The sequence below is a fragment of the Deltaproteobacteria bacterium GWA2_45_12 genome (assembly GCA_001797365.1).
Classification (GTDB): domain Bacteria; phylum UBA10199; class UBA10199; order UBA10199; family UBA10199; genus UBA10199.
Genome location: MGPH01000011.1, coordinates 101,886 through 118,673 on the forward strand (window position 1 = coordinate 101,886; position 16,788 = coordinate 118,673).

Below are 16,788 nucleotides of genomic sequence, written 5' to 3' on the forward strand. Positions count from 1 at the left end.
CCGCCGTTATCCAGCGTTTCGGTGTCGAAGCTCGGACCAATTTTTAAATCGGGCCAGGCATTGGATTTCGCGATGGAGACATTGGCTTCGCTGAGCTTTTTTTCAGTACGTGCTCCTTCAAGGGTGGCATTAGAAGGCTGGGCATGCTCCGTCGATTTTTCAAGTTGAGGCCATTTGGTTTTGGATGAGGGCAGATGCCGCAGAATACTTTGTTCACTCACTCCCGTTGCCACCTCCAGCCAGGCAACGAGATTGGCTTGTTCTTGGAGCAGCGATATCTTCTTGAGCTTATAGTCCTCCCGGGCAAGACTAAAAGAGGATTGGGAGACCTCCTGTTCTGGAGGTAGTTTGGGTCGGGACTTGAATGTGGAAAGGATCTTATTAAACGTCGCCAGGGTTTCATCGGCCCGGCCAAGTTCTGATTTGATCTGCCGGAGCCGATAGAGGGTTAAGACGGTTTGAAGAGCCACTTCCTCCTGGTTTCTCTTTACCTGGACACCTGACTTCTCAGCGAGCACTTTTGCTTGACCGATCCGATATTTCCGTTTTCCGCCAAGCTCCAACGTGTGCAAAAGAGAAGTCTCCGTATTCAGATTGGTATCATCGGCAGTTTGTCCACCCAAAATGCGGCTTTCCAATTCTGGATTGGGGCGTTGTTTGGCAATATTAACGAGTTTTTCGTCGCGGAATTTTTCCGCTTGGGCGTTGATCACATCAGGATGCTTTTGGAGAACACAATCGAGAATATCCTGAGAAGTGCGGACAAGACACATATCCTCAGCATGAGACAGAGATGTGTTCACTATAATTACTAAAAAAGCGATTCCGGCTGTGGCAAGAACCCGAGCCGGCATCAATATTTTTCTCATAAAAGCCTGCCTCGTTAGAAAACCGTAAATGTAGACCAGACACGCCTCTTAAAAATAGAGGTCCTGTATTTATCGATGAAGAATGGGAAAGGTTAGACGATCGGAGGACGGTCTATTCTTGAAAGGAAAAGAGTCGAGTAAAACGGGGAATGATAAGAAACAAAGCGGCTGACTGATGTTAAAGCGCCGACGGAGACTTGGTATTCTGGTGCAGGGGCTAGATGGTGGGAAGGACAACATTGGACACAACAATGATTGGCTGCGGCCTTCGTATTCGCATCGTGACCGGTATGCAATTCCAAAGCAGCAAACGCAAAAACGGCTATGAGGACTATCCCGACAACCTGCAATTTTTTACGGATCGAATACATTAGTTAATGCATTAAGTCATAACATTCAATTTTCTTCAAGTAATTTGTGATGTTAGGTAAATCCAATTTTTTTACGGAAATTACCTACGGGTTATCCTGAAAGGCCGGTAATCTCAGCAGTTCCTCAATGTAGTTCTTGAGCGCCTCGTCGTTTTGAAGGAGGGACTTTCTCTCGACGAGACAGAAGATCCGGCCGTCTTCCACTTTATGGCATCCTCTAATTTCGACTTTGCGGAGGCTGGGTGCGGGTGGTCTGGGTATTCTCGGGAGGGTAAGTGGACAGCAGCTCGCTAACGCGGTCGTCAGACAGATTATCAGAGGCAATCTCTTCAACTCTCTTTTCATGGGATCGCTCCCTTTCGGCTTGAGCCTGGGATGCCTTGGCCAATTCCCGAACGTCCTCTTCGGCCGTTTTCGCTCTTTCGTTGGCCGTCTTGAGTTTGCTCAAAAGCCAGCCGACAACCGTAAAGAAAAGCGCCGAAATTGCCCTCCCTATGGAGAGGAGGAGATTCATTGAGGAGGTTTATCCGTCTGACCCTTTTGAATAAAGGCCTTGGCGATATCCATCACGACCTGGGGCAATGTTTTTTTGAAGACGAAGGTGAAAAGGAGAGCGACGATCGTTAGACCCCCGCCGATCCAATTCCACCAAGTCCCCTGGGTGAAATAGGTCAGACATTGTTCCAGATCGGCCGGTGAGCTGATCCGGAAAGGGTCAGCCCTGGCCGCTGTTATCAGCGTCAGGAGCATTATTGGCGTTAGCAGAAGCGTTTTTTTCATGTCCCCCTCCTTGAACCATCATTTGGTTTTTATAAAATCCATAGAGTCGTTCGGCTTCTTCGAGTGCTCCCTCAAGCCGGGCCACTTGCTCCGATGCATTGTGCCCAGAAGATTTGAGCGCCGAGATTTCTTGATTCAAATGAAAGATCCTTTTTTCAAATTCGACCATCATGCGACTTTCCTTTCTGTAGGTATCCGATACGAGAGGACGCGATTTGCAGGAAACGCCTCAATCCTGACGGTGTTCCCTTGATTTCCCCCGAGTAGCTGGATGTGATTAGTGGGAACCTTCCCGATAAAGAAGCCAACGTGCCCTTGCCATAGTGAGAGGCCTCTTTTCAAAACACAGACACATCCCAACACAGGCTCCTTGATTTCATCGCCCCAATGAATCCAAGAGCGGGCGGCCGCCGAGCGAGTGCCTTCGATACCCACTTGGGCAAAGCACCAGTTGACGAAGGCGGAGCACCAAGGGGTTTCATCGTTCGTTGCCTTCAGCACCGTTGCTTGGCCATACTCTATGATCCGCGGATTATTTTTTGAGCCGGGAATTTCACAAACACCGATTTCTTCTCGGGCAATTTCTAGCCAAGGCGGTTCAATAATTGGCGGAATGTTTTCCGAAGGGATCATTTCTTTTTCTCCACGGAAGACTTGATCACAGCGACATCGGACTCGACGTCTTTCAGTTTTTCGTAGATCCGATCGACCTTTTCATCGATCTTTCCGTACATGTTATCCGTGTAGGATTTGGCTGCTGCGATTCCGTTGAAATGAGCCGCAACCACACCGCCGACCGCGATCACCAGCGAGACAATCATCATCCATCGTGTCCAGAAACCGTTCATGCGAAAATCTCCGATCTTAAAAAGTGAACCAATTAGACCCATCCGAAATAAGACTGATCTTTCCGTAGCCTGAATTAATGACGTTCGTTGAGGCTCCATCAATTGTCTGGGGTCCGTTGGGGTCGATGGTAATGGGATTGGCCACGCTTGCACCACCACTCTCGTCCTTGACGCGATAAACTTTTCCGGAGCCAACCATTGTTGCCGGAGGAATATTGATGATTATCGGGGATGCCGTGTTAATAACCCCGATATAATAATCGTCATCTTGCACGGTGTAATCGGTGCTGACAGAAACTCTTCTGACGCTCTGGCTTCCATTTATATCCAGTGTGGAATTGGGTGAGCTTGTGCCCACTCCTACCTTGCCGTCAGGCAGGATCCGGATCCGAGAAAAGTTGTTAGTAGTGATATCGAGAGGATAAGAGTTCTCGCTTCCGACTGCGGCCGCTGAGCCTTCTCCTTTGAGTTGAAGAATGCTTCCGCCATTTTGCTCGACAACGATCTTGCTTGGGATCGATCCGAAAGGTGTGACGATATGAAGGTTTGCGGTCGGATTGTTTGTTCCGACCCCAATTTTACCGGTTACATCAATGTCTTGTTGAAAATGATGGGAACCTGTTGTCGTCGAGTAAATGGCATTCGATCCGTCATGATCGAGGGTTAAAGCAGCATTTGACGAATCATCCTCGATTCTGAAAACCCCGAACGGTGCGTTCTTGAACCGCATATCACCCCATTCAGTGGTGATGGTGCCTTGCTGTCCTGTTCCGGATCCATTCGCAAATCTCAATTTGATGTCGCCGCCGTTGTTATTACCGACACTGGCGAATCCCGTTTGGAGATTGACATCTCCGCCTTTTCCTCCCGGGAGAAGAGTTCCTCCATCACCCGCCTTGACCATGAAACTGACACCTGCGTCTGACTTCTGCACACCATTGAGGTCATCTCCCTCACCCAAAATGAAGCCGAAACGCTTCGTGTCCGCTCCCTCCACGAATCCCATTGCGGTGAATTCATTTCTGACCTGATTCTTTGAGTGAAAAACGAGGATAGGACCACCAAGGGGTGGAGGGATGAATGATCCAAACCAATCAAACCCCTTGTTAGCTTCATTGACAAGATGAATGACCCCCGATGAAGGGGCAGTCAGAACAGTTGCATGTGGGTTATTCACTGTCGAAAAGAAAAGAGAAGATTGTGTGATGCCCGATTCCCCTAAACTCAGAGTGCCGTCTATCGTAAGATCGTGAACCCCTGATAGATCATTGCCGCCGTTGAGGATGACACCGCTGTTCTGAATATGCTGTCCGTCAGGACCATCAAATCTGACCACGGCATTGTGAGTCGAACTGCTGGGACCAGAAACGTTTCCGCTGCCACCTCCACCACTACAGGTGAGAGCAAGATTGCCCATCATATCTAGGTGAATGGGTATTGCCTCTCCGTTGGGATTTACACCGGCGATAACCTGGGGAGTTAAATAGTCTGGTTGGCTGGAAAGGTTGGGCAGAACCTGTGGCTCAGCAAAGGCCAGCGCTGGGATGAAAATAATAGATAAAAGAAGTTTCTTCATAACTTCTCCGTTTCTTTCGGCTTGCCCGTGCTGGGATTTAAAGCACTCTGAAATTTATTATTCAGGAACAAGGCGATCGGTGCATAGGAAAGCCCGCGCGCCTTGACAGCCATGTCGATCAGACCAGTAATTTCCGCGATTTCTTCCACGCTGAAATCAATTCTGACTACTTTCGGTGTTTCTATTTTTTCTTCAGACATTTTTTCTCCCATCATTTTTTAGCAGCATCGAACCTGAAGGCTTTTTGAAATCAGGATTTCCCCGGAAGGATCCTTCACGTAACAGCGCGCTGGTTCCTTGGAAGTGTCATCCGGCAGATACCATTGGAAATTCGCCTTGCTGTTTTTCATCTGCACGCGACCGTCTCTGGGGATAAGCCGCCCGAAATTACATTCGACCAAAGCCTCGCATTCGATACTCTTCACGTTCTTGTCCTTTACGTGATCGACACAGTCCTCCTGAGTCGTTTTCACGCAGACCTGCATATCCAGAGTAACTCCGCCTTCGGTGTTCACCTCGTGCATGCAGCAACGTTCTTTTTCTTCGGACTTGATCAATTTCTCGTGAGGAACAATTTCGAGACAAAAATAGGATCGGCGTTCGAGTTGGTCGGCAGAGTCTAGTTTTGAAGGTTTATATTCGTTGTACCCGCGTGATATTTCTTCAGAGACCACATAGTCCATGTTTGCCGGGTTCTGATCTGTCACTTTTTCCAAAAGATGGGGCCACATGGTTCCCTGACGGATGCTCTCCCACATGTTTGAGATGTCCGAATCCGCAGGTATGATCGATCCATTCGGATCCTTTTCGGCATGTACATGGGAACCGATAATCTGATTTGTTATCCTGTCGAAAAAATAGGTGGATTTCGCCATTAGCTTGGCCCTCCTGTAGTGTCACTGCACTCGATGACACTGCGATTATAGGCGCACACGATGCTTTCATTGCCTGCCCTTTGCCGGACTCGGAATTCCCAGTTGCTCGTTCCACCATTGTAGGAAGGCACCGTCGGGGCCTCATTTCCGCCGAAGACCTGTTGTCCGGGACCTCCGATCCACGCCTTGTTGTCACTATCAAATCCACCGCCCCCTTGAGTCATGTCGATTTGACAGATTCCCCATACGGGCATGTCCGAAGCGGTAAAGCCTCCGATGGTGAGGATATCGTCTGTCTCAATGTTTTGCGTTTGCTTGCCATAGACACCGAATGTTCTACCCAGAGAGAATGAATGAGTATGAATGTTGATATTGATACCGTCGATCGTGACTCCACCAGCGCACGCCAGATTCTGGTTCAAAGTCTGTCCGCCCTTATTCAAATGAAGATATTGGGTATGGTCGTCGTCGCCTAAGCCTGAGAGCGCCCCGTGGTCGGTCACTCCGGCGTTGGCGTCCACATAGTCCTTTGTTGCGATGGTTGTTCCCGGATCTCCCCCGCCTGTCGACGGATGTTGCAGCTTCTGACCGAAGCCCTGACCACCTTTATTCAAGTGAGCGTACTGAGTATGGTCATCATCCCCCAAGCCTTGCAGAACACCATGATCCAAGGCTGCATTGTGTTGCGTGATATTCGATTGAGCGATCCTGGCATCGGCGAATGTCCCCGACGTAATCTTGGAAGTATCGAGATTCGGGATCCGGGCATCTGCGAAGACACCAGAAGTAGTTTGGGCGGCATCGAGGATGAGGTTGGCTTGGTGTTGCGTGACATTGGAGGAAGCAATTCGCGCGTCGGCAAAGGTGCCGCTGACAATATCTGAAGTGTCATGCGTATGAGGCGCGGGGGCAACGACACCGATCATAGTCGTAATGGCTGCGTTAAGCTGCGTGTGATTATTTTTCCCCTGCTGGTTAAGTTGGATTCCGGCCTGCTCAATGACAAAGCAAATCTCTTCCTGCATCGCGTTGGCCCAGTCGGCGGAAACAACAGTCGCCTTCTGTCCCACCGCGGGATTTCCTTTTGAGAAAAAGCCCGCTAATTGGCCGGGTGCATCCGGGGCCGGAAGAGCGGGTACTGTTCCTTGAGAATCAATCCTAAACATTTTTCTTCCTCACTATTGATAGATGAACAAAACCACTGCATGAGACGGCTTGGCGTGATTGATAATGCACTCCAAAATGTCGTCTCCGAATTCCACCAATCTTTCGCCCACCGTGTGGCTGTTCACGCGGAAGGGCCGGATGGTCTGCAACGGAGCAATCACCCCGAAGGCATGCATCCAATCGACGCCATAGAGCGGCCCACCAACCGGATCCTCGACATGAAACTGGTCGTACTCCTCGATCTCAATCGGGTAGCCAAGTGGAGCAGCCAAATCCTTGAAGAACTGGATGCTCTGGTTTCCTCGTTTCACGAGTTTGGAAACGATCTGGTCGCGCCGTTCCTGCAGCGTATTTGCCAGCCCCGTACACTCATCGGGAAGACCAACAGCTCTTTCCCAATCCTCCAACATCTCGTAAGTTGAGCGAGGATCAGCTTCGTTTAAAAGATCCTGGGTGCGATTCTCGATCCGGAAAAGTTCATCGGCAAAAGCGTTGACGAGTTTTTGCCACGTTGATCCTTCATTCCGATTCCATGCCTCTCCGGTTGGAAGAAGTCTGGAAACTTGGTTCTGATAATCCTTAAGGCTTAAACCCATGTGATCACCCCCATCTGAGGTAGGTGGCCAATCGGGCTTACGAAATCGGCGACGGGGGCACTGATGGTATGATCCACCTCGCCCTTGGCGATCGAGACCGCCTCATTCATGTGACTCAAAAGAATCGTTCCTCCCGGTTCCGCTTCCCGGTAAACCATGTCGGTTAATTCCGCCTCGATGGCCGTTCTGATTTCCGGCGTGTCCGGGAAAATGGAAATCGTGAAATCAATCGGATCTGGAATCGGGGCAAAGACAATGACGTGGGCGGTCACCGGCCGGACGGTTTGAATATAATCGGCGACTTCTTGAACTTCCGAGGGGTCGGGAATAATGGGATTATCATTATCCCTCACGAAGGTAACGGCGACGGTTCCTGGTCCCAGGTATTCTTCATAAACCCAGACACGGGTTACACCGGGGACGCTCTTGGCCCAGAGTCTGTAATCTTGATCAGCTCCTCCGAGAGGAGGTTCCTGAATCCGTTCCAACAAGCGGCCTCTTAATTCTTCTGTCGTCTCTTCATCATTTCCCCCGGTTAAGCCCGTCGGATCCACAAGCCCTGTGGAATCGACTCCGGCAATCGGCGAAACGAGTGTGAGCTCGACGTCGGGATCAGCTTCGCCATTGGATCCAGCAACAAGTGCTTGAACGCTGACATTGGCTGTTCCATTGGCGATTGTCGCATCGGCCTGAGATTCGTATTGAACACCATCATTCCGGACAAAAAGTGTGAGTTGCGGAATGAGGCTTCCATTGGTTCCGGTTAAGATGATTATTCCGCTCGCAAATGTGGCCGGTTTTTTCTTGATGCCCCAGATGGAAGCCCATCGTTCGAGATAGGATTTTATGGCGGAGTCAGGGAGGACCTGCTTGGAGATGAAATCTAGATGCCCGTGGAGAAGATGTGAGGAACCGGCCAGCACGCGGCCGACGACAAGAATAACCGAGCGCCGTAAAAAAGCCCCAGCGGTCGATAGCCTTGTCTCCAGATCGGTTTTGATCCGATCGTTGATATCCTGAAGTGTTGGTCTATTGAATCCCATTGCTTCCCCAGATAAAACCGTAGCGGTACCTGATACGGTCATCGTGAGGACGCTTAATTTCCATTGCAATCGAGATTTGGTAGAGACCTGCTCTTTCCACAAACACAGTGATGTCTTGGGCGATCTGGTCGTCAATGAGCCATTGCAGGGCCTCTTCGCAATACCGTTTGGCCCGGTCCAGGAGATCTTGGGTGATTTTCTCCCGCTTCAATGTCCATAGCTTGGAACCGATCTGGTCTTTGTCGTCATTCAAGGCGTCGGCCCACCAGCCCCTCCGGTCTTTCTCGCCGGCGGGTAACTCATCGACAACCACGCGGTGGTCTGTGAAAAGGCTGATGATGACTGCCGTTTTGAGGCTATCATCCAATTTCAGGTCGTTGCTCTCCATCGTAATGTCGAAGGAAAGACCGTCTTGGGTATCAAGTTTGATGTCTGACATAATGGCCCTTACATTGATTGATTTGGTCCTCCGGTTGTTCCGCCTTGAGGATCGCTATGGTTATGCCCGTTATAAATTCCCCTCATCTGATCCATTGATCCTGTGTGGTCGGAAACCTGACCGGACGCATTGATGTCTCCGCTGCCGCCGTTTGAGTTCAACATCGCAAGCCCACCCGCGATGCCGACATTGCCGATGAAATTTGAGTTCGGTGCCGTGACATTGAACGAGGGGGTTGTGATATTCACCGCGGAGGTGGCGTTGACCGTCAGCGTGTGCGTGACGATCTCAATCTGATTTCCCCGCTTCAGTTTGATGTAATCGCCTTCGTCGGAATACAGAGCGACTTCTCCTTCCTGAAGGCCTTTCAATCGGTATTTCCGGTTATCCACCACAATCAAAAGACCGTGGGACCGGTCACCTCCCGGAAAAACAGCGATGCCCTCAGAGCCTTTGGGAGGATGTGAAGTAAGGCCGTAATTTTGAAACCGCTCCATGTCGTCCTGAACTTCATCGGCCAACAAACTCGCCTGCATGCTCTGGATCCCCTGATCATCTTTGATCGTCTCGATCACGGCGCGCGAGATAGACATGAGAATTCGGCGCTTCAGAGGTTCCAATATTTTGCGGAACTCTTTCATAATTCGTATTCCCCCACAGGATCGTTCTTTTTTTCCACCTTAGGCTTGGGGATGAAGGCATCCGGCTTCTGTAAAGTCATGACCGTTTCGCGGCCGCTTGATCCGGAAATCTTCCACTCGATATCCGCGATTAATAATTCCTGTTTAAGGCCCAGAGTTTTTGATTCGAAGTAGACGATCTCATTTACTTGCCAGAGAGGACCGCTTTCATTCTGTTCGAATCCTTGAACCGTGACGGAAACTTTGGAGGCATTGGCGGCCCGGACCGCGGCCTCCCATTGGGCTCTCTTTTTAGACTCGGCTAAATTTGCCTGTTGCTCGGCGATGATCACCAGGGGGCGATATCGTTTAATGACTGGGTCAGAGGCATCCCCTTTAACTTGGGAGACATGCTTGCCATGTGTCTGATCGGTTCCTTTCATTTGAGCTTTCACAAAATACTCTGAGAACCGCTCCTTGGTATCCAGCGAAAGGTTCGCCTGTTTGACGTTTTGACTTTCAATAAGCGAGGTCTGGGTTTTATTCTTCCCCAACTTCGTAATGACGATATTTCCCAATCCATCACTTGAAAAGAGAACGCCTCGCAACCTCGCGGCTCGATCCATAGCCTCAAAGACGGTTTCTCCGGTCTTGATGACAAACCCCGGAAATGGTGCTCCAACATCAGTTTCCGCCCGGACGGACAAACCAAAAGGCTCGGTGAGGAGCTGGGCAATTTTTAGAAGATCGGCATTTTTAATTTCGCCACTTTTATAGATGGCGGAACAGTCCACCAGGTCCGCGCTTTTATCTCTTCCGGAGACGCTCACTGTGTGGCCGGAGGCATCGATGGAATTTTGAATTTCTTCGATAAAACCCGTGACCAGAACATCATCTCCGATCTTGACCTGCGCCTCATCCCCGATGCTGATGAAGAAAACCGATCCCGTTCCGCCCCAATTATCGGTCACCGACAGGTTGAACTCGCCGGCGATTGCTTTGACGGAGCGTTTGACCGAAGCCTCAGTCCAGCCTTCGTACTTCTGGCCGTTCACAAAAAGAGAAACATCAGGGAGGCTTGCCTCAACGATCACGGATCACCTCCAGCGTGATGCCACCGGGAACAAAACCGGGATGCTCGACTTGGTTGCGCTCAACAATATCCGTTTCACGATCCAGTTTTTCGTAGAGGTCATAAGCCAGGACAAGTGACGGTCTGGTTTGAATATTTTGGTAAGGAACAACGCTCGGAAGATCTTCGGTAGGCGGAGGAAGGGCCTCGCTCAAGGTTTTTCTTACATCGTGCAGGGCCTGATAGGTATCATCGTCGATCTCTTCTGCTTCCATTTGTTGATCGATCACAGTCAGAATTTCGTCCCGCGCGGTGATGGCATCTTGAAGTGAAGGATAAGCGGCTTGAGCTGCAATCGGAGCAACCCAAGCGATTGCTGCCTGTTTGACAAGACCGACAATTGCATCCAGGTTTTGTTTTTCTCGAACCCGGGTTGCCGTCCCGCCCAAGGCTGCGACGAGGGCCGGGATGACGGGTGGATCAAGTTGATTGCTGGCAGGTTGATTTGGGATGTCTTTTCCTCCAAAATCCTTGCCGCCAAAGTTCATCAGAATTTTATAGGCCTCGATGACCTCCCGAGGATCCTCAGAGATGGTGCTGATCTTCGAAATGGTTCCAAGAATTGCGGGCGAGAGTTTCCCAGCATCGGGGATCAGATCATCGATGTCCTCCGCAATTTGTTTTGCGGAATGATAAAACTCGGCAAAGGTTCCTTCGATGGACCCTTTGATTCCCGTGAACGTATCGGACAAGGCCCGCACCGTCTCCTTGGCCGTATTCAGGACAAATTGTGGGAATTCGAGAACCTGATAGGCGAGATCAAACGCGGCTTGGGCCTTGGATAATAAATTATCCCTCGCATTGGCAATGCGTGAGAAAATATCATTCCGAGCAGAGGGGAAAATACGCTCTCCGGCTTCGACAAAGGGGATGGAAAACCTTGCAACCCCACCCTCGGACGTGGATTCCGACACCCTGATCTTTCCTGAAACGACAACGAAAATGGATCCGTAATACGGATGAATCAATTCGCCCCGACCGGGACGTTCACAAGCGGAGATGAGGGAGTCCCTTTCCCGCAGATAGTCATTGCCGATCACATAGGCTTCGACCGTGAATTCTTTCTGGGCGCGGCCCAAATCCTCGGCATAAGGGATATCCCGAAGGGGATATTCGTGCAGCACGTTCCTCCGGCCAAAACCGGCTGAAGAGGAATCCACGAAAAACGGGATGCCCCGGAACGAACCTTTGCGTAAGCTTTCTCTCCATCCCATTAGTCACCCGCCATTGAATAACCGAGACTTAAGTTGAGAGGCACTTCGCCTCTCGGATCTCTCTCGACTCGTGTCCCCTTGGGGAGATTTTCAAACTTGACCGTCACTTCGGATTTGTTCGCTACGATTCTCGTCGCCGTCCTGTTGTCCGCCGGGTTTGTAGAAGGGAGAAGAGCTGGTCCCATCCGAACCGCTCCGGGCGCTCCAACATCCGACATTTGAGACAGGCTTTTCAAAAATCCTTCATCGGAAACTTGAGGAAGGTTCAAAGTTTTTGGCGGAGAAAAAGGTTCCGCTGCGCTTGTCAGTTCATCGAATAAGTTCTTTTTCGCTTCGGCTTCTTGTTCGAAGAACTCTTTGAAGCCGGTGATCTTGGTTCCGTCTTTACCGAAACCAAGAAATCTTTTGAGAGACGAGTACCCAGACATTTCTTTCAGGAGATCCACGATTTTTGAAAAGACGTCTTTTACTTTCTCCCAATGTTTGGCGAGAAATTGTCCGGCCGTGATCAGCATGCCGATCGGAGAGAACATCCTGAAGATGGCTCCCACAGGGCCGTTCCAGAGAGAGGTGAAAAACTCTTTCACTTGATCCCAATTTTTCACGAGATAAATGCCTGCTTGAATCAACCACCAGAGCGGGGAAAACATTCTGAAAACAGCGCCGGCCGGCGAGTTCCACAAGGTGACAAAAAAATCTTTAATCTTCTCCCAGTTCCTGACGACCAACCAACCGATTCCGATGAGGGCGCCTAACGCGAGAATAAACCAGCCGATAGGATTCGTAAGCAGAGTGTAGCCAAACATCACGAGTGCTTGGACCAAGCCTCCCAAGGCGAGTAAGACTTTTGAGCTGATGAGTACGGCCAAAACTCCCAATGCGATTTGCAGCCTGTCTGAATCTTCAATGATCCAGGAAAATGCCTTCCGGATCGGGAGAAGTTTCTGCCACAAGCCCTGAAAGGCTTTGCCAATGGCCTCTAGACGGCCGGGAAGTTTTTCTCCGAAATCATGCGCCCATGCCCGGATTGCTTCTTCTTTGCCGTGCAGAAAATCAGTGAGCTTCCGGGAAAGACTATCCAGGGACGGGATCAAGGCGCTGACAATGGGAAGAGACATTGCTCCTAATTGTCGTGAGAGACGGTGAAGGACATCCCCGAAACTTTCAGCCCGTGCCGCATCCTCTTCCGAAATAAGTCCCGGCGTCTGTTTCTCAAGCATCTTGAGATTTTCAGCGCCATCCTTGGCAAGAGAGGCCAGCGCCTTGTTCGAGGTTTTTCCGACGGCGGCTGTGGCGAGGGCCAGCCTTCCCGTATCTGTTTTTGCCTGCGAGATTCGATTGATAAAGAGCCGTAAGGCTTCACCGGTATCCTTAGTCTTGAGCATCTTATCGAGAAGAGGCCGGTCGTATTTTTGAAGAATCTGAAAGAGAGGTCCCGCATGCCTTCGGGCATCGCCTAAATTTTTTGCGAACTTAACGAGGCCGGCCTGGAAATCCTCGGCGTTTCCCCCCGACTGCTCGAAGGCGTAACCCAGGGTTTGAATCGATTCGACGCCGGCTCCCGTGGCATTTCTGAGATCGATGAGATGACTTGCTGTCTCGACAGTATCATAAATGACCTTGGTTAAGGCGGCCCCGGCGATGCTTCCTAACAGCGCGAATTTTCCAGCGAGTGAAGTGACCGCGCTTCCGAGATTCGAAGTGGCTCTTCCGATACCAGCGAAAGATTCACCCAAGCGTCCTAGACCGGTGCTTTGAACAAGCGCGCCTAGTTGTCCTTCAAATTTCCGTATCGGTTTTTGAAATTGCTCGAGGGAGGCGTTGATTTTCCGGAGAGGTCCGGTGACGCCGTCGAAAGCCTTGAGAACTAACCCGAGTTTGAATGTTTCACCGGCCACGTGGTAGAACCTCCTTCAGTCGATCCATCCAGAAGAGGATCTCCGCGATATCCATCTCCCAGAGTTCAGAGGGAGGAAAATGGAAGGCGTAGGCTAAGGAGCCGAGGCACTCTCGCCAGTCGCTGGCCCAGGCCCCATAAATTCCCCCATGAGTGTCAAGACCTCCGTCATGTCACCCGGAGAGAGTAGATCAATCACGGAAGGTGGTTGCCCCGAGAGTTTCGCTGCGACATTTAAAAGATCCCCGACTTTCGGTGTAATGGGCATGTCCCGAAAATCTTTGGCCTTCGCTTCTCGGAAGGTGAGAGATTCGATCTTATCGGATCCGAACTGGATGGGTGCCTTGAGTTTGAGTTCCTTGGTTTCCATTAACGTACCTCCTCGGCACTGGCCCCTTCGAAACGGACGGGAATATTGCCTTCTTCCGTCTGACCCGAGAGACCATCCTTGTTTGTTGAAAAAGCGTTCCTCAAGACCACGACTTTGCTGTTGGCCAGCTCGAGCGTAATCGTTGAATCGGTAATGGCCGCAAGTTTATCGACGTCCAAATCCTTGCTGTCAGTGATCTCGCCCTCGATGAAGGCTGCCTGCGGCATTTCTTTGTAGCCGTGGAATCCATCGGAACCCATGATCGATTCCCGATTCGGTTTTCCCATGCCGTAAGTGAAACTTCCCTTGGCATCAAACTGCTCACCGTCAATCTTCAGAAAAATAATTCCTGCACGTCTCTGGGCCATAAATCCTCCTCCTTACCAAGGATCCACTTGTGGATCCGTTTTATAAGACGAATCCAATCTGGGCCGCCGTCACGATCAACTGATTCACGATATTGGGCGGCAGGAGAACATCCAGACGATTTGGATCGCCCTGGTTTCTCTCAACAATAAGATCATTTTTAAACTGCGTGATGTCTTCGACAAGTCCGATGCCTTCCCATTCCCTGAATTTGGCGATGATCTCAGCCTTCATCAGCTTGGGTGTCACGATGGCCTGACCGGGACCAAATCTTGTCCCGTCATTGGCCAGTTTGTGGCGCGGGTATTTTCTCAAAATATAATTTCTCAAATCATAACGGAGGTAAGAAAGCGTGAGGATCGTAGTCAGATCGAGATAAGAAGTGTCGGCAGCACCGAAAGCATTTGTTTTGTAGGTCGTAATCATGCGTTCGATCCGTGCCTTGCCGCCGGCGTCGATCAAGAGCGTGGAAATCCCGTCGTAGAGAAGGAGATTCCTTTCATCGTCGGTGAGTCTTTCTCCCACCTGCGGAGGAAGGACACCGTTTAAGGCAAGGGTTTGAAAGGGTCTGGCCGGATCGATGGAGCCGTAATAGGCGACGATGGCACCCAGCGCACCGGCGATTTGCCACGGGAGGGTTGGAAACTTCGGAGTTCCCGCGATCGAGAGATGTTCCGAATTTTGTCCGTTTCCCAAAGCCACCAGGCTTGCGTAATCGACATTCGAAACGGTGACAGCAAATCCATCGTTCTGGGTGATCGGTCCCCAACGATCCGAAAGTTCGGTATCAATCTTGGTCAGGTTCGATTGATCGGTATAGGGAACGACAATCACGTTGTATTGCTCGGAGCCGATTGCGGTGAACGCTCCGTCGACATCGGGATTACCGGCTCCAGCAGCCATCGGGGTAATTGTCAGCGTCACTCCCGAGGGAATTTTTTCTCCGTCATAATAGCTGTGGCGAAGGTCGATAAAATTGCCGGTATCACCACCGTTTTTGGCCGTTACCGTGACAGTATCGTTATTGATGGTTGCCGTAATCGGAAGATAGGTCGCCGCATCAAGGGCCGCTTTCAAAGCGGTCGCGATTTGAGGGCCGGTATCTCCGGAGGTAATGCCAACTTTGATTCTGTCACCGCCAATGTAAACATAGAGGGTTCCGGATTCCGTCGCGGGACCCGCGAAAAGTAAAGTTCCAGTCGCCTTGACGGCCGCTTGGTCATCATTCAAAGGAAGCGCCCAGACCTCCGTCGATGTGTTGTTATCGAAATGACCTTTCAGCATGCGGTGGAGGATGGATCCATTCCCGAAATAGTCCGCAGCCTGATCCACGCTGGTTATTTGTACGGGAACCAAGACCGGCTTGCTACCTGCGGCGATCTTTTGGCCGATATGAAGAATCTTGTAGGGTTGCGTCTGTGGGCCAGTCACCGCCCGCGTGTTGTCGAATTCGATGTAGACAAACGGGACACGGCGATCATTAGGAATCTGGTTGAATGAAATGGTCATAGATCACTTCCTCTCTTCGAAGATGTGTCGGTCGTAGACTTGTCAGCCGGGGACTTTTCAATCGTGAGTTTTTCAGTTTTCGGAAAGGCCATCTGATTTTCGACAGCCACCACTGTTCCGTCTTGAATCCGGCGGTTCCAATAAACAGTCATTTCGACCCTGCGGCCATCGATGGGCAGGAATTCTTTTGTCCTGGGATCCCGTATTTTCACGCCCGGGGCCGGCTTTAAAAATTTGATCTCCATGAAACCCCCTTATTGCGACAAATCCAAAACATCCTCGGCATCATTCTGATTCTGAGGAGTCGTCGGTGTATGATATTTAATATCCATCGTGTTCAAATCGTTGTACCCGTTCTCAGGAATCCGATCCGCGACCGCCTGGGTGTAATACAAAATGTCATAAGTGATGTTGCAGGAGCCAATCAGCGTGTCGCCGTTTTGATTCAGCGTGAGTTCGGTTCCCGATAAAATCACGTCTCTGCATAATTCTCCGAGCGTATGGTCCTGTCTCAAAACATCTTCGACCTGGATCGCGATTGCATCGAGCACATCTTCCAGACTGTCGTCGGCCTTGGCCGTTATCTGGACTGACAGGGAAAGCTTTCGCTCATACTCCCTTGGAGCCTCCTGCCAGATTTCCGTACTCTCCGAGTTCGCGTAGACTTGAACAGTCGGGAGCATTTGCTCTTCAATGGGCCTCACTCTTGAGGGAAAGATATTGTTCGCCGCATCTGTTTTTCCGATGAGGAGCGAAACCACTTTGTCTCGAATCTGTTTTCTTGGATGCATCAGCCCACCTTATGCAGATACAGTCTGCTTCCGCCTTGCCCGTCAGTTTCTACTTCCTTCACGCGATACAAAATTCCTCTCACGAGAACCTGGTCGTCCTGTCTGGGCGTTTGTCCGAGATCGGAATCCCGGATTCCCAGAATAGGTTGCCGGGAAGTGATGATCGCGTTGGTGTTCGGATCAACACCCTCGTAGAGCTCATCGAAAATCCCCGTCATATTGACGGCGGCTTGTCCCTGAGGTGTGTAAACGACGTCCTCTCCGAACGTGGTCAAACAGTTGCCCAGAACAAGACCGCATGTTTCTAGCCAGGACATAATTCATC

General features: G+C 50.6%; 22 protein-coding genes and 1 pseudogene (1 of these 23 cut by a window edge). All 23 read right to left on the minus strand.

The features are described 5' to 3' along the window. Nucleotides 1-869 (minus strand): annotated as a pseudogene (locus A2048_01300) (hypothetical protein) (it extends 400 nt beyond the left edge of the window). A 588-nt stretch (nt 870-1,457) separates the two neighbouring features. Further along, nucleotides 1,458-1,754, minus strand: coding sequence for a hypothetical protein (locus tag A2048_01305; protein ID OGP10428.1), 297 nt, complete (start codon nt 1,752-1,754; stop codon nt 1,458-1,460). After that, nucleotides 1,751-1,990 (minus strand): hypothetical protein, encoded by a 240-nt coding sequence (locus A2048_01310; protein ID OGP10429.1) that lies wholly within the window; start codon nt 1,988-1,990, stop codon nt 1,751-1,753. The genes A2048_01305 and A2048_01310 overlap by 4 nt, the downstream gene beginning before the upstream one ends. Continuing rightward, nucleotides 1,956-2,192, minus strand: a complete 237-nt coding sequence (locus A2048_01315; protein OGP10430.1) for a hypothetical protein — start codon at nt 2,190-2,192, stop codon at nt 1,956-1,958. Before A2048_01315 ends, A2048_01310 begins: the two co-directional genes overlap by 35 nt. Further along, a complete protein-coding gene (locus tag A2048_01320) occupies nt 2,189-2,653 on the minus strand; it encodes a hypothetical protein (GenBank protein ID OGP10431.1) in 465 nt (154 codons plus the stop codon). The genes A2048_01315 and A2048_01320 overlap by 4 nt, the downstream gene beginning before the upstream one ends. After that, nucleotides 2,650-2,910 carry a hypothetical protein gene (locus A2048_01325; GenBank protein OGP10432.1) on the minus strand — a complete coding sequence of 87 codons (261 nt, stop codon included), beginning with the start codon at nt 2,908-2,910 and terminating at the stop codon, nt 2,650-2,652. Before A2048_01325 ends, A2048_01320 begins: the two co-directional genes overlap by 4 nt. Further along, nucleotides 2,885-4,444 carry a hypothetical protein gene (locus A2048_01330; protein ID OGP10433.1) on the minus strand — a complete coding sequence of 520 codons (1,560 nt, stop codon included), beginning with the start codon at nt 4,442-4,444 and terminating at the stop codon, nt 2,885-2,887. The genes A2048_01325 and A2048_01330 overlap by 26 nt, the downstream gene beginning before the upstream one ends. Then, the gene (locus A2048_01335) at nt 4,441-4,659 is read right to left on the minus strand and encodes a hypothetical protein (protein ID OGP10434.1); all 219 of its coding nucleotides are present in this window, start codon (nt 4,657-4,659) and stop codon (nt 4,441-4,443) included. The genes A2048_01330 and A2048_01335 overlap by 4 nt, the downstream gene beginning before the upstream one ends. Nucleotides 4,660-4,662: 3 nt before the next feature. Beyond that, nucleotides 4,663-5,319 (minus strand): hypothetical protein, encoded by a 657-nt coding sequence (locus A2048_01340; protein OGP10435.1) that lies wholly within the window; start codon nt 5,317-5,319, stop codon nt 4,663-4,665. Then, entirely contained in the window at nt 5,319-6,485 is a 1,167-nt protein-coding gene (locus tag A2048_01345) for a hypothetical protein (GenBank protein ID OGP10436.1), read from the minus strand. The genes A2048_01340 and A2048_01345 overlap by 1 nt, the downstream gene beginning before the upstream one ends. A 12-nt stretch (nt 6,486-6,497) precedes the next feature. Beyond that, on the minus strand, nt 6,498-7,082 hold the full coding sequence (locus tag A2048_01350; GenBank protein ID OGP10437.1) for a hypothetical protein: 585 nt from the start codon (nt 7,080-7,082) through the stop codon (nt 6,498-6,500). Beyond that, complete coding sequence (locus A2048_01355) at nt 7,073-8,125, minus strand: hypothetical protein (GenBank protein OGP10438.1); 1,053 nt, start codon at nt 8,123-8,125, stop codon at nt 7,073-7,075. The genes A2048_01350 and A2048_01355 overlap by 10 nt, the downstream gene beginning before the upstream one ends. Continuing rightward, complete coding sequence (locus A2048_01360) at nt 8,112-8,564, minus strand: hypothetical protein (GenBank protein ID OGP10439.1); 453 nt, start codon at nt 8,562-8,564, stop codon at nt 8,112-8,114. The genes A2048_01355 and A2048_01360 overlap by 14 nt, the downstream gene beginning before the upstream one ends. 8 nt (nt 8,565-8,572) lie before the next feature. Next, the gene (locus A2048_01365) at nt 8,573-9,205 is read right to left on the minus strand and encodes a hypothetical protein (protein ID OGP10440.1); all 633 of its coding nucleotides are present in this window, start codon (nt 9,203-9,205) and stop codon (nt 8,573-8,575) included. Beyond that, nucleotides 9,202-10,278 carry a hypothetical protein gene (locus A2048_01370; protein OGP10441.1) on the minus strand — a complete coding sequence of 359 codons (1,077 nt, stop codon included), beginning with the start codon at nt 10,276-10,278 and terminating at the stop codon, nt 9,202-9,204. The genes A2048_01365 and A2048_01370 overlap by 4 nt, the downstream gene beginning before the upstream one ends. Continuing rightward, entirely contained in the window at nt 10,268-11,530 is a 1,263-nt protein-coding gene (locus A2048_01375) for a hypothetical protein (protein OGP10442.1), read from the minus strand. Before A2048_01375 ends, A2048_01370 begins: the two co-directional genes overlap by 11 nt. Then, nucleotides 11,530-13,428: a hypothetical protein gene (locus A2048_01380; protein ID OGP10443.1), complete on the minus strand. Its 1,899-nt coding sequence runs from the start codon at nt 13,426-13,428 to the stop codon at nt 11,530-11,532. Before A2048_01380 ends, A2048_01375 begins: the two co-directional genes overlap by 1 nt. Before the next feature lie 93 nt (nt 13,429-13,521). Beyond that, complete coding sequence (locus tag A2048_01385; GenBank protein ID OGP10444.1) at nt 13,522-13,797, minus strand: hypothetical protein; 276 nt, start codon at nt 13,795-13,797, stop codon at nt 13,522-13,524. Continuing rightward, nucleotides 13,797-14,165, minus strand: coding sequence for a phage tail protein (locus tag A2048_01390; GenBank protein ID OGP10445.1), 369 nt, complete (start codon nt 14,163-14,165; stop codon nt 13,797-13,799). Before A2048_01390 ends, A2048_01385 begins: the two co-directional genes overlap by 1 nt. A 40-nt stretch (nt 14,166-14,205) precedes the next feature. Beyond that, nucleotides 14,206-15,672, minus strand: coding sequence for a hypothetical protein (locus A2048_01395; GenBank protein OGP10446.1), 1,467 nt, complete (start codon nt 15,670-15,672; stop codon nt 14,206-14,208). Further along, a complete protein-coding gene (locus tag A2048_01400; protein OGP10447.1) occupies nt 15,669-15,917 on the minus strand; it encodes a hypothetical protein in 249 nt (82 codons plus the stop codon). The genes A2048_01395 and A2048_01400 overlap by 4 nt, the downstream gene beginning before the upstream one ends. A 9-nt stretch (nt 15,918-15,926) precedes the next feature. Further along, complete coding sequence (locus A2048_01405) at nt 15,927-16,463, minus strand: hypothetical protein (protein ID OGP10448.1); 537 nt, start codon at nt 16,461-16,463, stop codon at nt 15,927-15,929. Further along, a complete protein-coding gene (locus tag A2048_01410; protein OGP10449.1) occupies nt 16,463-16,780 on the minus strand; it encodes a hypothetical protein in 318 nt (105 codons plus the stop codon). The genes A2048_01405 and A2048_01410 overlap by 1 nt, the downstream gene beginning before the upstream one ends. Nucleotides 16,781-16,788: the final 8 nt, after the last annotated feature.

Coding starts and splice junctions, on each gene's coding strand:
- A2048_01305 (OGP10428.1), bottom strand. CDS start 1,754: ATGAATCTCCTCCTCTCCATAGGGAGGGCAATTTCGGCGCTTTTCTTT.
- A2048_01310 (OGP10429.1), bottom strand. CDS start 1,990: ATGCTCCTGACGCTGATAACAGCGGCCAGGGCTGACCCTTTCCGGATC.
- A2048_01315 (OGP10430.1), bottom strand. CDS start 2,192: ATGATGGTCGAATTTGAAAAAAGGATCTTTCATTTGAATCAAGAAATC.
- A2048_01320 (OGP10431.1), bottom strand. CDS start 2,653: ATGATCCCTTCGGAAAACATTCCGCCAATTATTGAACCGCCTTGGCTA.
- A2048_01325 (OGP10432.1), bottom strand. CDS start 2,910: ATGGGTCTAATTGGTTCACTTTTTAAGATCGGAGATTTTCGCATGAAC.
- A2048_01330 (OGP10433.1), bottom strand. CDS start 4,444: ATGAAGAAACTTCTTTTATCTATTATTTTCATCCCAGCGCTGGCCTTT.
- A2048_01335 (OGP10434.1), bottom strand. CDS start 4,659: ATGATGGGAGAAAAAATGTCTGAAGAAAAAATAGAAACACCGAAAGTA.
- A2048_01340 (OGP10435.1), bottom strand. CDS start 5,319: ATGGCGAAATCCACCTATTTTTTCGACAGGATAACAAATCAGATTATC.
- A2048_01345 (OGP10436.1), bottom strand. CDS start 6,485: ATGTTTAGGATTGATTCTCAAGGAACAGTACCCGCTCTTCCGGCCCCG.
- A2048_01350 (OGP10437.1), bottom strand. CDS start 7,082: ATGGGTTTAAGCCTTAAGGATTATCAGAACCAAGTTTCCAGACTTCTT.
- A2048_01355 (OGP10438.1), bottom strand. CDS start 8,125: ATGGGATTCAATAGACCAACACTTCAGGATATCAACGATCGGATCAAA.
- A2048_01360 (OGP10439.1), bottom strand. CDS start 8,564: ATGTCAGACATCAAACTTGATACCCAAGACGGTCTTTCCTTCGACATT.
- A2048_01365 (OGP10440.1), bottom strand. CDS start 9,205: ATGAAAGAGTTCCGCAAAATATTGGAACCTCTGAAGCGCCGAATTCTC.
- A2048_01375 (OGP10442.1), bottom strand. CDS start 11,530: ATGGGATGGAGAGAAAGCTTACGCAAAGGTTCGTTCCGGGGCATCCCG.
- A2048_01385 (OGP10444.1), bottom strand. CDS start 13,797: ATGGAAACCAAGGAACTCAAACTCAAGGCACCCATCCAGTTCGGATCC.
- A2048_01390 (OGP10445.1), bottom strand. CDS start 14,165: ATGGCCCAGAGACGTGCAGGAATTATTTTTCTGAAGATTGACGGTGAG.
- A2048_01395 (OGP10446.1), bottom strand. CDS start 15,672: ATGACCATTTCATTCAACCAGATTCCTAATGATCGCCGTGTCCCGTTT.
- A2048_01400 (OGP10447.1), bottom strand. CDS start 15,917: ATGGAGATCAAATTTTTAAAGCCGGCCCCGGGCGTGAAAATACGGGAT.
- A2048_01405 (OGP10448.1), bottom strand. CDS start 16,463: ATGCATCCAAGAAAACAGATTCGAGACAAAGTGGTTTCGCTCCTCATC.
- A2048_01410 (OGP10449.1), bottom strand. CDS start 16,780: ATGTCCTGGCTAGAAACATGCGGTCTTGTTCTGGGCAACTGTTTGACC.